This is a genomic window from Pseudomonas sp. NPDC007930 (assembly GCF_042958985.1).
Lineage (GTDB): Bacteria > Pseudomonadota > Gammaproteobacteria > Pseudomonadales > Pseudomonadaceae > Aquipseudomonas.
Genome location: NZ_JBIBKC010000005.1, coordinates 212991 through 226425, shown reverse-complemented (window position 1 = coordinate 226425; position 13435 = coordinate 212991). Strand labels below are relative to the sequence as shown.

The 13435-nt window shown below is 65.5% G+C and carries 8 protein-coding genes and 2 tRNA genes; 6 read left to right on the top strand and 4 right to left on the bottom strand.

Annotated features, from left to right (window positions below):
- Positions 1-94 precede the first annotated feature (94 nt).
- Positions 95-1549, bottom strand: a complete 1455-nt coding sequence (locus ACFZCE_RS13610) for a glyceraldehyde-3-phosphate dehydrogenase (RefSeq protein WP_390939723.1) — start codon at positions 1547-1549, stop codon at positions 95-97.
- Positions 1550-1766: 217 nt separating this feature from the next.
- On the opposite strand from ACFZCE_RS13610, the gene mfd reads away from it, so the two are divergent.
- Complete coding sequence (mfd, locus tag ACFZCE_RS13605) at positions 1767-5225, top strand: transcription-repair coupling factor (protein ID WP_390939721.1); 3459 nt, start codon at positions 1767-1769, stop codon at positions 5223-5225.
- 4 nt (positions 5226-5229) lie between these two features.
- Positions 5230-7530: an SNF2-related protein gene (locus ACFZCE_RS13600; RefSeq protein WP_390939719.1), complete on the top strand. Its 2301-nt coding sequence runs from the start codon at positions 5230-5232 to the stop codon at positions 7528-7530.
- Positions 7531-7665: 135 nt separating this feature from the next.
- On the opposite strand, the gene ACFZCE_RS13595 is transcribed toward ACFZCE_RS13600, so the two are convergent.
- A complete protein-coding gene (locus ACFZCE_RS13595) occupies positions 7666-8529 on the bottom strand; it encodes a glycine betaine ABC transporter substrate-binding protein (RefSeq protein WP_390939717.1) in 864 nt (287 codons plus the stop codon).
- 422 nt (positions 8530-8951) lie between these two features.
- Here ACFZCE_RS13595 and ACFZCE_RS13590 point away from each other — a divergent pair, with 422 nt between their 5' ends.
- From ACFZCE_RS13590 to ACFZCE_RS13580, 3 genes are all read left to right on the top strand, one after another.
- The gene (locus tag ACFZCE_RS13590) at positions 8952-10262 is read left to right on the top strand and encodes a serine/threonine protein kinase (protein WP_390939715.1); all 1311 of its coding nucleotides are present in this window, start codon (positions 8952-8954) and stop codon (positions 10260-10262) included.
- Complete coding sequence (locus ACFZCE_RS13585; RefSeq protein WP_390939713.1) at positions 10255-11028, top strand: MlaA family lipoprotein; 774 nt, start codon at positions 10255-10257, stop codon at positions 11026-11028. Before ACFZCE_RS13590 ends, ACFZCE_RS13585 begins: the two co-directional genes overlap by 8 nt.
- 121 nt (positions 11029-11149) lie before the next feature.
- Entirely contained in the window at positions 11150-12004 is an 855-nt protein-coding gene (locus ACFZCE_RS13580) for a pirin family protein (protein WP_390939711.1), read from the top strand.
- Between the two features lie 129 nt (positions 12005-12133).
- Here ACFZCE_RS13580 and ACFZCE_RS13575 read toward each other — a convergent pair.
- Positions 12134-12210 (bottom strand) — tRNA-Asp (locus tag ACFZCE_RS13575).
- 21 nt (positions 12211-12231) lie between these two features.
- A tRNA-Val gene (locus tag ACFZCE_RS13570) sits at positions 12232-12307 on the bottom strand.
- A gap of 184 nt (positions 12308-12491) precedes the next feature.
- On the opposite strand from ACFZCE_RS13570, the gene rdgC reads away from it, so the two are divergent.
- A complete protein-coding gene (gene rdgC / locus ACFZCE_RS13565) occupies positions 12492-13412 on the top strand; it encodes a recombination-associated protein RdgC (RefSeq protein ID WP_390939709.1) in 921 nt (306 codons plus the stop codon).
- Positions 13413-13435 lie beyond the last annotated feature (23 nt).

The window sequence follows — 13435 nt, the reverse complement described above, 5'->3', positions numbered from 1 at the left end:
TAAGGCTTAAGTGCACAGCATTACGGCGCAGCCGGCCTTCAACCACCCATAAAAAAACCCGGCACCAGGCCGGGTTTTTCATTTCAGACAACGCTTAACGCGGGAAGCTTGGCGGGTTGACCTTGGCCATTTCTTCCATCACGCGGACCACCTGGCAGCTGTAGCCGAATTCGTTGTCGTACCACACGTACAGCACAACGCGGTTGTCATTGGCGATGGTGGCCTGGGCATCGACCACACCGGCGTAGCGCGAGCCCACGAAGTCGGTGGAGACCACTTCGGAGGAATCGACATAGTCGATCTGCTTGGACAGCTCAGAGTGCAGCGCGGTGTCACGCAGGTACTCGTTGATCTCGTCGCGGCTGGTGGCCTTGTCGAGGTTCAGGTTGAGGATGGCCATCGACACGTTTGGCGTCGGCACCCGAATGGCGTTGCCGGTCAGCTTGCCAGCCAGCTCCGGCAGCGCCTTGGCGGCGGCGGTGGCGGCGCCGGTTTCGGTCAGTACCATGTTCAGCGCGGCGCTGCGGCCACGGCGCTCGCCCTTGTGGAAGTTGTCGATCAGGTTCTGGTCGTTGGTGTACGAGTGAACGGTTTCGACGTGGCCATTGACGATGCCGAAGCGGTCGTTCACGGCCTTGAGCACCGGCACGATGGCGTTGGTGGTGCACGAGGCGGCCGAGATGATCTGGTCGTCGTCGGTGATGATGCCGTGGTTGATGCCGTGCACGATGTTCTTCAGCTTGCCCTTGCCCGGCGCGGTCAGTACCACGCGGCCCACGCCTGGGCAGCCCAGGTGCTGGGCCAGGCCGTCGGCGTCACGCCATACACCGGTGTTGTCGACCAGCAGGGCGTTCTCGATGCCGTACTGGGTGTAGTCGACCTCGCTCGGCTGCTTGGCGTAGATCACCTGGATCAGGTTGCCGTTGACGTTGAGCGTGTTGTGCTCTTCATCGACCAGGATGGTGCCTTCGAAGGTGCCGTGCACCGAGTCGCGGCGCAGCAGGCTGGCGCGCTTGGAGAGGTCGTCGTTGGAGCCCTTGCGGACCACGATGGCGCGCAGGCGCAGGCCGTCGCCACCGCCGGTTTTTTCGATCAGGATGCGCGCCAGCAGGCGGCCGATGCGGCCGAAGCCGTACAGCACTACGTCCTGGCCCTTGCGCACGCCGACGGTGGTGGTTTGCTTGCCGACCACGTCGGCCATTTCTTCGCGCACGAACTGGTCGGCGCTGCGGCCGTTGCCTTCGGCCTTGAATTTCTCGACCAGCTTGCCCATGTCGACCGAGGCGGCGCCGAGTTTCAGTTCGCTCATGGCCTTGAGCAGCGGGAAGGTTTCGTGCACCGACAACTCGCTTTCATCCGCCTGGCGGTGGCGGGCGAAGCGGTGGGCCTTGAGGATCTGGATCACCGAACGGTTGATCAGGCTGCGGCCGTAGATCGAGGTCACCACGTTGTTGTTACGGTAAAGCGAGCCAATCAGCGGAATCATCGCTTCGGCGAGCGCTTCACGGTCGATCCATTCGCCAAGGCACTGGTCGGGCTTCTGAGTCACGGTGAACCTTCCATATGTAGGGGATGAAAAACAGGGCTACATTATGACTTCGCCCATCCTTGAATAGCAACGTACGACCGTCACCACGGCGCCATAGACCCTTCCAGCGCCCCGCAAGTTCGCGCCCGCGCGCCCAGAACTGACAGGTGGCACTCCGCGCCGTTATGATTGTCGATTGTTCGTCGTTGCCCGTTCGTTTCAGGAGTGCTCCCCGACCGTGCCCGTATTGCGCCTACCCGCCCTACCCACCGCTGCCGCCGCCGCAGCCTCCGGCAAACAGACCTGGGCCGGCCTGCACGGCGCGGCCCTGCCGCTGGCGATCGCCGAGGCCGCGCGCGGCGCCGGGCGCTTCACCCTGCTGCTCACCGCCGACAGCCAGAGCGCCGACCGCCTGGAGCAAGAGCTGCGGTTTTTCGCCCCGGAGCTGGCGGTGCTGCACTTCCCCGACTGGGAAACCCTGCCCTACGACCTCTTCTCGCCGCACCAGGACATCGTCTCGCAGCGCATCAGCAGCCTGTATCGCCTGCCGGAGCTGGCCCACGGGGTTTTGGTAGTCCCGATCACCACGGCCCTACATCGGCTGGCGCCGACCTCCTTTCTGCTCGGCAGCAGCCTGGTCCTGGACGCCGGCCAGAAGCTCGACGTCAACGCCATGCGCAGCCGCCTGGAGGCCGCCGGCTACCGGTATGTAGACACCGTGTACGAGCACGGCGAGTTCACCGTGCGCGGCGCGCTGATCGACCTGTTCCCGATGGGCAGCCAGGCGCCCTACCGCATCGACCTGTTCGACGACGAAATCGAAACCCTGCGCACCTTCGACCCGGAGACCCAGCGCTCGGTCGACAAGGTCGACTCGGTGCGGCTGCTGCCGGCGCGGGAATTCCCCCTGCAAAAAGAAGCGGTGACCCGCTTCAAGGCGCGCTTTCGCGAGCGCTTCGACGTGGATTTTCGCCGCAGCCCGATCTTCCAGGACCTCAACAGCGGCATCACCCCGGCGGGCATCGAGTATTACCTGCCGCTGTTCTTCGAAGAGACCGCGACCCTCTTCGACTACCTGCCGGCCAACACCCAGGTGTTGTCGCTGCCGGGCATCGAAGGCGCCGCCGAGCAGTTCTGGAGCGATGTGCGTGGGCGCTATGAAGAGCGCCGCATCGACCCGCTGCGGCCACTGCTGCCGCCGGCCGAGCTGTTCATGCCGGTGGAAGACTGCTTTGCCCGGCTCAAGGGCTGGCCGCGGGTGGTGCTCAGCCGCGAAGACGCGCCGCGCGCCGAGCTGACCCTCGCCAGCCAGCCGCTGCCAGACCTGGCCATCGAAGCCAAGGCCAGCCAGCCACTGGGCAAGCTGGCGCGGTTTCTCGATGAATTCCCCGGGCGGGTGCTGTTCACCGCCGAGAGCGCCGGGCGCCGCGAGGTGCTGCTGGAGTTGCTCGAACGGCTGAAACTGCGCCCGGCGGTGGTCGACGGCTGGGAAGCCTTCACCCACAGCAGCGCGCGCCTGGCGATCACCATCGCCCCGCTCGAAGAAGGCCTGTGCCTGCAAGACCCCGCCCTGGCGCTGGTGGCCGAAAGCCCGCTGTTCGGCGCCCGGGTGATGCAACGCCGCCGCCGCGACAAACGCAACGACGGCGCCAGCGACGCGGTGATCAAGAACCTCACCGAGCTGCGCGAAGGCGCGCCGGTGGTGCACATCGATCACGGCGTCGGCCGCTACCTCGGCCTGACTACCCTGGAGGTCGACAACCAGGCCGCCGAGTTCCTCACCCTGCAGTACGCCGACGAGGCCAAACTGTACGTGCCGGTCACCAGCCTGCATCTGATCGCCCGCTACACCGGCACCGACGACGCCCTGGCGCCGCTGCACCGGCTGGGCTCGGAAACCTGGCAGAAAGCCAAGCGCAAGGCCGCCGAGCAGGTGCGCGACGTTGCCGCCGAACTGCTCGACATCTACGCCCGCCGCGCTGCGCGGGTGGGCCATGCGTTCAGCGACCCGGCGCTGGACTACGACACCTTCAGCGCCGGCTTTGCCTTCGAGGAAACCCCCGACCAGCAGACCGCCATCGAAGCGGTGCGCGCCGACATGCTCGCGCCCAAGCCGATGGACCGCCTGGTCTGCGGCGACGTGGGCTTCGGCAAAACCGAAGTGGCCATGCGCGCGGCGTTCATCGCCGTGCACAGCGGCCGCCAGGTGGCGGTGCTGGTGCCCACCACCCTGCTCGCCCAGCAGCACTACAACAGCTTCCGCGACCGCTTCGCCGATTGGCCAGTGCGGGTCGAGGTCATGAGCCGCTTCAAGTCGGCCAAGGAAGTCGATGCCGCCGTGGCGGAGCTGGCCGAGGGCAAGATCGACATCGTCATCGGCACCCACAAGCTGCTCTCGGACGACGTCAAGTTCAAGAACCTGGGCCTGGCGATCATCGACGAAGAACACCGCTTCGGCGTGCGCCAGAAAGAACAGCTCAAGGCCCTGCGCAGCGAGGTCGACATCCTCACGCTGACCGCCACGCCGATCCCGCGCACCCTGAACATGGCCATCGCCGGCATGCGCGACCTGTCGATCATCGCCACCCCGCCGGCGCGGCGGCTGTCGGTGCGCACCTTCGTGATGGAGCAGAACAAAAGCACCATCAAGGAGGCGCTGCTGCGCGAACTGCTGCGCGGCGGCCAGGTGTACTTCCTGCACAACGATGTGAAAACCATCGAAAAATGCGCCGCCGACCTCGCCGAGCTGGTGCCCGAGGCGCGCATCGGCATCGGCCACGGGCAGATGCGCGAGCGCGAGCTGGAACAGGTGATGAGCGACTTCTACCACAAGCGCTTCAACGTGCTGGTGGCCTCGACCATCATCGAGACCGGCATCGACGTGCCCAGCGCCAACACCATCATCATCGAGCGCGCCGACAAGTTCGGCCTGGCCCAGTTGCACCAGTTGCGCGGCCGCGTGGGGCGCAGCCACCACCAGGCCTATGCCTACCTGCTCACCCCGTCGCGCCAGGCGATCACCGCCGACGCGGAAAAACGCCTCGAGGCGATCGCCAACACCCAGGACCTCGGCGCCGGCTTCGTGCTGGCCACCAACGACCTGGAAATCCGCGGCGCCGGCGAGCTGCTCGGCGAGGGCCAGAGCGGGCAGATCCAGGCCGTGGGCTTTACCCTGTACATGGAAATGCTCGAACGCGCGGTCAAGGCCATCCAGAAGGGCGAGCAGCCGAACCTGGAGCAGCCGTTGGGCGGCGGGCCGGAAATCAACCTGCGGGTGCCGGCGCTGATCCCCGACGACTACCTGCCCGACGTGCACGCGCGGCTGATCCTCTACAAGCGCATCGCCTCGGCCCAGGACGAAGACGCCCTGAAAGACCTGCAAGTCGAGATGATCGACCGCTTCGGCCTGCTGCCCGAGCCGAGCAAGCACCTGATGCGCCTGACACTGCTCAAGCTCAAGGCCGAGCAATTGGGCATCGTCAAGATCGATGCCGGGCCCCAGGGCGGGCGCCTGGAATTCGGCGGGCAAACCCCGGTCGACCCGCTCACGCTGATCAAACTGATCCAGAGCCAGCCGAACCGCTACAAGTTCGAAGGCGCCACGCTGTTCCGTTTCAGCGTGCCGATGGAGCGCGCCGAAGAGCGCTTCAACGTGCTCGAGGCGTTGCTCGAACGCCTGGAACCCAAGGCAGCTTGAGGCGATGACGGCCGACACTCCCCTGCCCCAGGCGCCGCCGCCGCAACCCCGGCTGTGCCTGGGCAGCGTCGAATTCAGCGCGTTCGAGCCGCGCAATGGGCGCATGCAGCGCCAGGTGCAGCACCGTGCCGCGCTGGCGTTCGGCTATGCCGGGCAGTTCGTGCACGCCACCCAGCCCGGGCCGCTGATCGAGAACGAAGCCGGCCAGCGCCAGCGCCTGGCGCGCCAGCCCGGCGCCGAGCGGCAACTGCGCGAGCAGTTGCTGGCACTGGGCTTCAAGATCGCCACCCGGCAAAGCAAGGCCCTGCCCGAAAGCGCCGGCGAGCTGCTCGAACTGGCCGGCGAAAGCGCCTGGCTGCGCTTTATGCAAAGCGACGTCCCCGCGCTGCGCGCCCAGGGCTGGCAGATCGAGTTCGCCGAGAATTTCGCCTTCGACCTGGAGCCGGTGCAGGGCTGGTACGCGGTGATCGACGAAGGCCCGGCGCGCGACTGGTTCGACCTGGAAGTGGGCATCGTGGTCGGCGGCCAGCGCCTGAGCCTGCTGCCGATCCTGCTCAACGTGCTGCGCCAGCACCCCGAATGGCTGCGCCCGCAGCAACTGGCGCGGCGCCGGGACGACGAGCAACTGCTGGTGCCGCTGCCGGCCGGGGTGAACGCCCGCGCCAAGCAGGTGGCGCTGCCCTACGGGCGGCTCAAGCCGGTGCTGGCGGCGCTGGGCGATGTTTACAAGCTGGCCGGCAACGAGCAGCGGGTGCGCCTGCCCACCCCGGACGCCAGCCAGTTGCAGGCCCTCAGCGGCCTTGAGCTGCAATGGCAAGGTGGCGAGCGCCTGCGCCGCTTTGCCGAACGCCTGCGCCGCTGCGCGCCGCAGCAGGTGGCCCAGCCCGAAGGCCTGCGCGCCACCCTGCGCGGCTACCAGCTCGACGGCCTGAACTGGATGCAGAACCTGCGCGAGCTGGAGGTGGGCGGCGTGCTGGCCGACGACATGGGCCTGGGCAAAACCCTGCAAACCCTGGCGCACCTGTTGTGCGAGCAACAGGCCGGGCGCCTCGACCGCCCGGCCATGGTGGTGATGCCCACCAGCCTGGTGCCGAACTGGCTCGACGAAGCCGCGCGCTTTGCGCCGTCGCTGAAGGTGCTGGCGCTGCAGGGGGTGGGCCGCAAGAAGCACTTCGGCAAGCTGGCCGGCTACGACCTGCTGCTGACCACCTATGCCCTGCTGCCCAAAGACATCGAGCACATCGCCGGGCTCAAGCTGCACGTGCTGGTGCTCGATGAGGCGCAGTACATCAAAACCCCGGGCAGCAAGGCCGGGCTGGCCGCGCGCCGCTTCGACGCGCGCCAGCGCCTGTGCCTGACCGGCACCCCGCTGGAAAACCACCTGGGCGAGCTGTGGTCGCTGTTTCATTTCCTCATGCCCGGCTGGCTGGGCGATGCCAAGGCCTTTGCCGCCGACTACCGGGTGCCGATCGAGCGCCACGACGACGAACAGCGCCTGGCCCACCTGAACCGGCGCATCCGCCCGTTCATGCTGCGCCGCACCAAGGAACAGGTGGCCACCGAGCTGCCGGCGAAAACCGACATCATCCAGTGGGTCGAGCTCAACGATGCCCAGCGCGACCTCTATGAAACCGTGCGCTTGGCCATGGACCGCAAGGTCCGCGAGCAGATCCAGCGCAGCGGCATCGCCCGCAGCCAGATCATCATCCTCGAGGCCTTGCTCAAGCTGCGCCAGGTGTGCTGCGACCTGCGCCTGGCCGGCGAGGCACCGGCGCGCGGCAGCTCTTCGGGCAAGCTCGACAGCCTGATGGGCATGCTCGAGCGGCTGGCCAGCGAAGACCGGCGCATTCTGTTGTTTTCGCAGTTCACCTCGATGCTGGCGCTGATCGAGGCCGAGCTAAAGGCGCGCAACATCGACTACACCCTGCTTACCGGCGCCACCCGCGACCGCCGCGCGCCGGTGAAAGACTTCCAGGAAGGCCGCAAGCGGGTGTTCTTGATCAGCCTGAAGGCCGGTGGCGTGGGCCTGAACCTTACCGCCGCCGACACGGTGATCCACTACGACCCGTGGTGGAACCCGGCCGCCGAACAGCAAGCCACCGACCGCGCTTACCGCATCGGCCAGGACAAACCGGTGTTCGTCTACAAGTTGATCACCCGCGGCACGGTGGAAGAGAAGATCGCCCAATTGCAGCAGGAAAAGAGCGCGCTGGCCGCGGGCGTGCTGGACGGTGGGCCGACTGGAGACTGGCGCTGGCAGCCGGAAGACATCGAAGCGTTGTTCGAGCCGCTGCCGGGGAAATGATCGGGCTTGTAAGGCTGAAAGGCCCCTCGCCCGGCACAGCCGGCCTCCCACGGGTTCTGTGTTGCCTCGTAAATCAATGGCTTACACAAATCTGGTGGGAGGCCGGCTGTGCCGGGCGAAGGCGCGGCCTGACGCTTACTTACCGGTCCACTCGGCCACGCGCGCCGGGTTGGCGGCAACCCAGGCCTTGGCGGCTTCTTCAGGCTTCTTGCCGTTCTGGATGTCGAGCATCACCGCGCCGATCTCGGCGGCGTCTTTCCACTGGAATTTCTTCAGGAACGCCACCACTTCCGGGGCCTTGCCTTCGAGGCCCTTGCTGCCGACGCTGTCGACGTGCTCGGCGCCGCCATAGACGCCTTTCGGGTCATCCAGGAAGCGCAGGGCGCTGTCGCCGGTGTACTTGGCGAAGATCCAGTGCGGCACCCAGCCGGTCACGGCGATCGACTGCTTGCGGCCCACCGAACGCTCCAACTGCGAGGTCATGCCGGCGCCGGAACTGGCGACCAGCTTGTAGCCATCGAGGCCGTAGTCCTTGATCGCCTGGTCGGTCTTGAGCATCACGCCCGCGCCGGCGTCGATACCGGTGATCTTGCCGTCGAAGCTCTTGTCGGTTTTCAGGTCTTCGATGCTCTTGGCCTTGACGTAGCCCGGCACGATCAGGCCGATCTTGGCATCGTTGAAGTTGGCGCCGTAGTCGACCACCTGGTCGCCGTACTTCTTCCAGTATTCACCATGGGTGCCCGGCAGCCAGGCCGAAAGCATCATGTCGAGTTTGTCGCTGGCCACGGCCTGCCACATGATCCCGGCGCCCAGGGCGGTCGGCTTGACGTCGTAGCCGAGCTTTTGCTTGATGACTTCCGCGGCCACGAAGGTGGTGGCAACGCTGTCGGACCAGCCGTCTACGTAACCGATGCTGAGCTCGGTCTTGGCCTGTGCGAAGGTGGCGCTCACGGCGAACGCCAGCGCGGCGCCCGCGCCCAGAATACGTGTGAATTTCATGCTTGACTCCCCGAAAAGGCTGGCTCGGCCACGCCGAGCGTAATGGTGTGTTTTCTTGGTGGTCCGGCGTGCCAGTGAACCTGACGGACCGATCATCGGCCGACTGCGGGGGGCAGCCTGATCCAGCCGCGACCTCCAGGCACCCGGGAACGACATCACAACGCCAGCAAAGCCCCGCCCCATGGGCCTTGCACAACCGCAGGGCTGAAAAGGCCCCCCGGCGCCCACCGCCGCACCGTTTCGGCCCACGGCAAAATGCAGTAAAAGCGTCACAAAACCGGCCGCTTAGCGCTACATACCGCCTCGCTTTTCGGTGTATCTTCTGTGCGGTAATCCCGCCCTAGAAAAAACACCGTACGGGATTGGCAACTTGCCATTAGGGGCGTTGTCTAGTCAGCAGCATTTGCCTCAGGAACTTCCACATGCTTCGACCTTTGCGCTGCGCCGCCCTGCTCGGCGGGCTGGTGATGGGTGCCCTTGCACTTACCCCGGCCCAGGCCCAGGACATCGACCCGGCCAGCTACGGCTACCCGTTGACCAACCCGTTCGAGGCGACCATCGCCACCACGCCACCGGACCTTCGCCCGAAGCTGCCGCTGGATGAAGACATCGACCAGGCCGACTACACCCTGAACATCCGCCCCGAGCGCGAGCAGGTGCTGCCCGACAACTTCTGGGCGGTGAAAAAACTCCGTTATCGCCTGGCCAAACAAAGCAAGCCGGCGCCGCTGATCTTCCTGATCGCCGGCACCGGCGCGGCGTACAACTCCACGATCAACGAAAGCCTGAAGAAGCTCTACTGGAACGCCGGCTACAACGTGGTGCAACTGTCGTCGCCGACCAGCTTCGACTTCATCAGCGCCGCCTCGCGCTTCGCCACCCCGGGCATCACCGCCGAAGACGCCGAAGACCTCTACCGGGTGATGCAAGCGGTGCGCGCGCAGCATCCGAAACTGCAGGTCACCGACTTCTACCTCACCGGCTACAGCCTCGGCGCGCTCGATGCCGCGTTCGTCAGCAAGCTGGATGAAACCCGCCGCAGCTTCAACTTCAAGAAGGTGCTGCTGCTCAACCCGCCGGTGAACCTCTACACCTCGATCAACAACCTCGACAAACTGGTGCAAACCCGGGTCAAGGGCATCGACAACTCCACCACCTTCTATGAACTGGTGCTGGCCAAGCTCACCCGGTACTTCCAGCAGAAGGGCTACATCGACCTCAACGATGCCCTGCTGTACGACTTCCAGCAGTCCAAGCAGCACCTGAGCAACGAGCAGATGGCCATGCTGATCGGCGTGTCGTTCCGCTTCTCGGCGGCCGACATCGCCTTTACCTCGGATTTGATCAACCGGCGTGGGCTGATCACCCCGGTGAAGTACCCGATCCGCGAGGGCACCAGCCTGACCCAGTTCATGCGCCGGGCGATGCAGTGCGATTTCGACTGCTACATGACCGACCAGGTCATCCCGATGTGGCGCGCGCGCACCGACGGCGGCAGCGTGCTGCAACTGATCGACCAGGCCAGCCTGTACGGCATCAAGGACTACCTGCACAGCAGCACCAAGATCGCCGTGATGCACAACGCCGACGACGTGATCATCGGCCCGGGCGACCTGGGTTTCTTGCGTAAAACCTTTGGCGACCGCCTGACCGTCTACCCTTATGGCGGCCATTGCGGCAACCTTAATTACCGCGTCAACACCGACGCCATGCTGGAGTGGTTCCGTGGCTAAGAAATACCTTCTACTGGCCGCCCTGCTGTTCGCGGGTGCCGCACAGGCCGCGCCCGCCAGCGCGCCGGACCCAGACGGGTTCAAGGAACCGCTCAAGCAGCTGCAGTTCAACCCGGGGCTGGACCAACGCGAGTTCGAGCGCTCCACCCTCAGCGCGCTGGAAGTGTACGACCCGATCGAGTCGTGGAACCGCCGGGTGTATCACTTCAACTACCGCTTCGACGAGTGGGTGTTCCTGCCGGTGGTCAATGGCTACGAGTTCATCACCCCGCGCTTCGTGCGCAGCGGCGTGAGCAACTTCTTCAGTAACCTGGGCGATGTGACCAACCTGCTCAACTCGGCGCTGCAGCTCAAGGGCAAGCGCTCGCTGCAGGTCGGTGGCCGGCTGCTGGTCAACACCACGGTCGGCATCGCCGGCCTGTGGGACCCAGCCACCAAGCTCGGCCTGCCCAAGCAGACCGAAGACTTCGGGCAAACCCTGGGCTTCTACGGCGTGCCCGACGGCCCGTACATCGTGCTGCCGATCTTCGGCCCGTCGAACCTGCGCGACACCACCGGGCTGCTGGCCGACTTCGGCGCGGAGTCGCAGATCAACTTCCTCAATGTGTCTCAGGAAAGCGGCCGCCACCCGGAAATCCTCCTGCTGCGTGGCATCGACAAGCGCTACACCAACAGCTTCCGCTACGGCCAGTTGAACTCGCCGTTCGAGTACGAGAAGGTGCGCTACGTGTACACCGAGTCGCGCAAGCTGCAGATCGCCGAGTAACCCCTTTCCCGCCCGCGGTACCGATCGAAGCCTTCGATCGGTACCGGCAGGATTTTTCACCCCGCCCGCCCCTCGCCCCGCGTAGCATGGTCACCACCGTGATATAGCCGGAGCTGTTTGCATGACCTTGCGTACCGTCCTCGACACCCACATCGGCCAGGCCACTTCCGATGGCGCCGGGGTGCGCCTGACCCGCGTGTTCGGCGGCCCGGGCCCCGAGCGCTTTGACCCGTTCCTGATGCTCGACGAATTCGGCTCGGACAACCCCGATGAATACATCGCCGGCTTCCCGGCGCACCCGCACCGCGGCTTCGAGACCGTGACCTACATGCTCGAAGGGCGCATGCGCCACGAAGACCACATGGGCAACGTCGGCCTGCTCGGCGCCGGTGGCGTGCAATGGATGACCGCCGCCCGTGGGGTGATCCACAGCGAAATGCCCGAACAGGAAGAAGGCGTGATGCGCGGCTTCCAGCTGTGGCTGAACCTGCCGGCCAAGGCCAAGCTGGGCCCGGCGGGCTACCGCGACATCCCACCGGCCGAGATCCCCCGGGTGCGCCTGGAGGGCGGCGTGGAGGTGGTGGTGATTGCCGGCCAACTGCGCGCCAGCGGCGTGGAGCAAGCCGGCGCGGTACAACGCCCAGACACCGAGCCGCTGTACCTAGACCTGCACCTGCCGGCCGGCGGCGCCGTAGCCCCAGCGGTGGCCGATGGGCACCGGGTGTTGCTGTACGTGTACGAAGGCAGCCTGAGCCTCGAAGGCCACCCCCAGCCGGTGCCGGCGGGGCGCCTGCTGCGCCTGAGCGAGCAGGGCGAGGTGCGCCTGGGTAGCGAAGCGGGCGCCAAGGTGCTGTTGATCGCCGGGCGGCCGCTGGGCGAGCCGATCATGCAGTACGGGCCGTTCGTGATGAACAGCCGGGAAGAGATCGAGCAGGCGATGCGCGATTTCAGGGCGGGGACGTTGACTGAGGGTTGAGCGGCCTTGATGGCCTTTCGCCCGGTAGCGCCGGGTGAAAGGCCCAAGCGCCAGGCACAAAAAAGGCGACCCTAAGGTCGCCTTCGTTGTAAGCATCAGATTGTTCAGTGGGACCTGATGCTCTATATATGGCGCAGCGGACGGGACTCGAACCCGCGACCCCCGGCGTGACAGGCCGGTATTCTAACCGACTGAACTACCGCTGCGCGATACACCTCGTGAGCGAGTGGTGGGTGATGACGGGATCGAACCGCCGACCCTCTGCTTGTAAGGCAGATGCTCTCCCGGCTGAGCTAATCACCCTTCGTCTCTCGGTGTGGCGCGCATTCTACGGAGGGCGTTTCCCTATGGCAAGCACTTTTTCAAAATAATTTTGCAGTGCTTTCAAAGACCTAGCCGCAGGGCTGTTTGGCCACCTTAGAGGTTGGCGGCGGCACCGGTTGCGGAGAATAATGCGCCCCTTATGTATTAAGAGGACGCACGCCCCATGTGGTTCAAGAACCTACTGGTCTACCGCCTGACCCAGGACATCCCCTTCGACCCGCAAGCACTGGAAGACGCCCTGGCGAGCAAGCCCGCCCGCCCCTGCGCCAGCCAGGAACTGGCCACCTATGGCTTTGTCGCCCCCTTCGGCAAAGGCGCCGATGCGCCCCTGGTGCACGTGAGCGGCGATTACCTGCTGGTCAGCGCCCGTAAAGAAGAGCGCATCCTGCCTGGCAGCGTGGTGCGTGACGCGGTCAAGGAGAAGGTCGACGAGATCGAGCTGGAGCAAATGCGCAAGGTCTACAAGAAGGAGCGCGACCAGATCAAGGACGAGATCATCCAGGCCTTCCTGCCCCGTGCGTTCATTCGCCGCTCTTCGACCTTCGCCGCGATCGACACCAAGGCCGGCCTGGTGCTGGTCAACTCGGCCAGCCCCAAGCGCGCCGAAGACCTGCTCTCCACCCTGCGCGAAGTGCTCGGCACCCTGCCGGTGCGCCCGCTGAACGTGAAGATGGCGCCCACCGCGGTGATGACCGACTGGGTCAAGGCCCAGCAGCCCGCGCCAGACTTCTACGTACTCGACGAATGCGAGCTGCGCGACAGCGGCGAAGACGGCGGCATCGTGCGCTGCAAGCGCCAGGACCTGACCAGCGATGAAATCCAGCTGCACCTGAACACCGGCAAGCTGGTGACCCAACTGTCGTTGGCCTGGCAAGACAAGATCGCCTTCGTGCTCGACGACAAACTCACCGTCAAGCGCCTGCGCTTCGAAGACCTGCTGCAAGACCAGGCCGAACAGGACGGCGGCGACGAGGCCCTTGGCCAGCTCGATGCCAGCTTCACCCTGATGATGCTGACCTTCAACGAATTCCTCCCGGCGCTGTTCGAAGCCCTGGGCGGCGAAGAAACCCCGCAGGGCATCTAAGCCCTTACCGTCAATAATAAGGA

Excerpts from the sequence above, each read along its gene's own strand:
- ACFZCE_RS13590 (WP_390939715.1), top strand. The coding sequence starts at position 8,952 with ATGCTTCGACCTTTGCGCTGCGCCGCCCTGCTCGGCGGGCTGGTGATG.
- ACFZCE_RS13600 (WP_390939719.1), top strand. The coding sequence starts at position 5,230 with ATGACGGCCGACACTCCCCTGCCCCAGGCGCCGCCGCCGCAACCCCGG.
- rdgC (WP_390939709.1), top strand. The coding sequence starts at position 12,492 with ATGTGGTTCAAGAACCTACTGGTCTACCGCCTGACCCAGGACATCCCC.
- ACFZCE_RS13580 (WP_390939711.1), top strand. The coding sequence starts at position 11,150 with ATGACCTTGCGTACCGTCCTCGACACCCACATCGGCCAGGCCACTTCC.
- ACFZCE_RS13595 (WP_390939717.1), bottom strand. The coding sequence starts at position 8,529 with ATGAAATTCACACGTATTCTGGGCGCGGGCGCCGCGCTGGCGTTCGCC.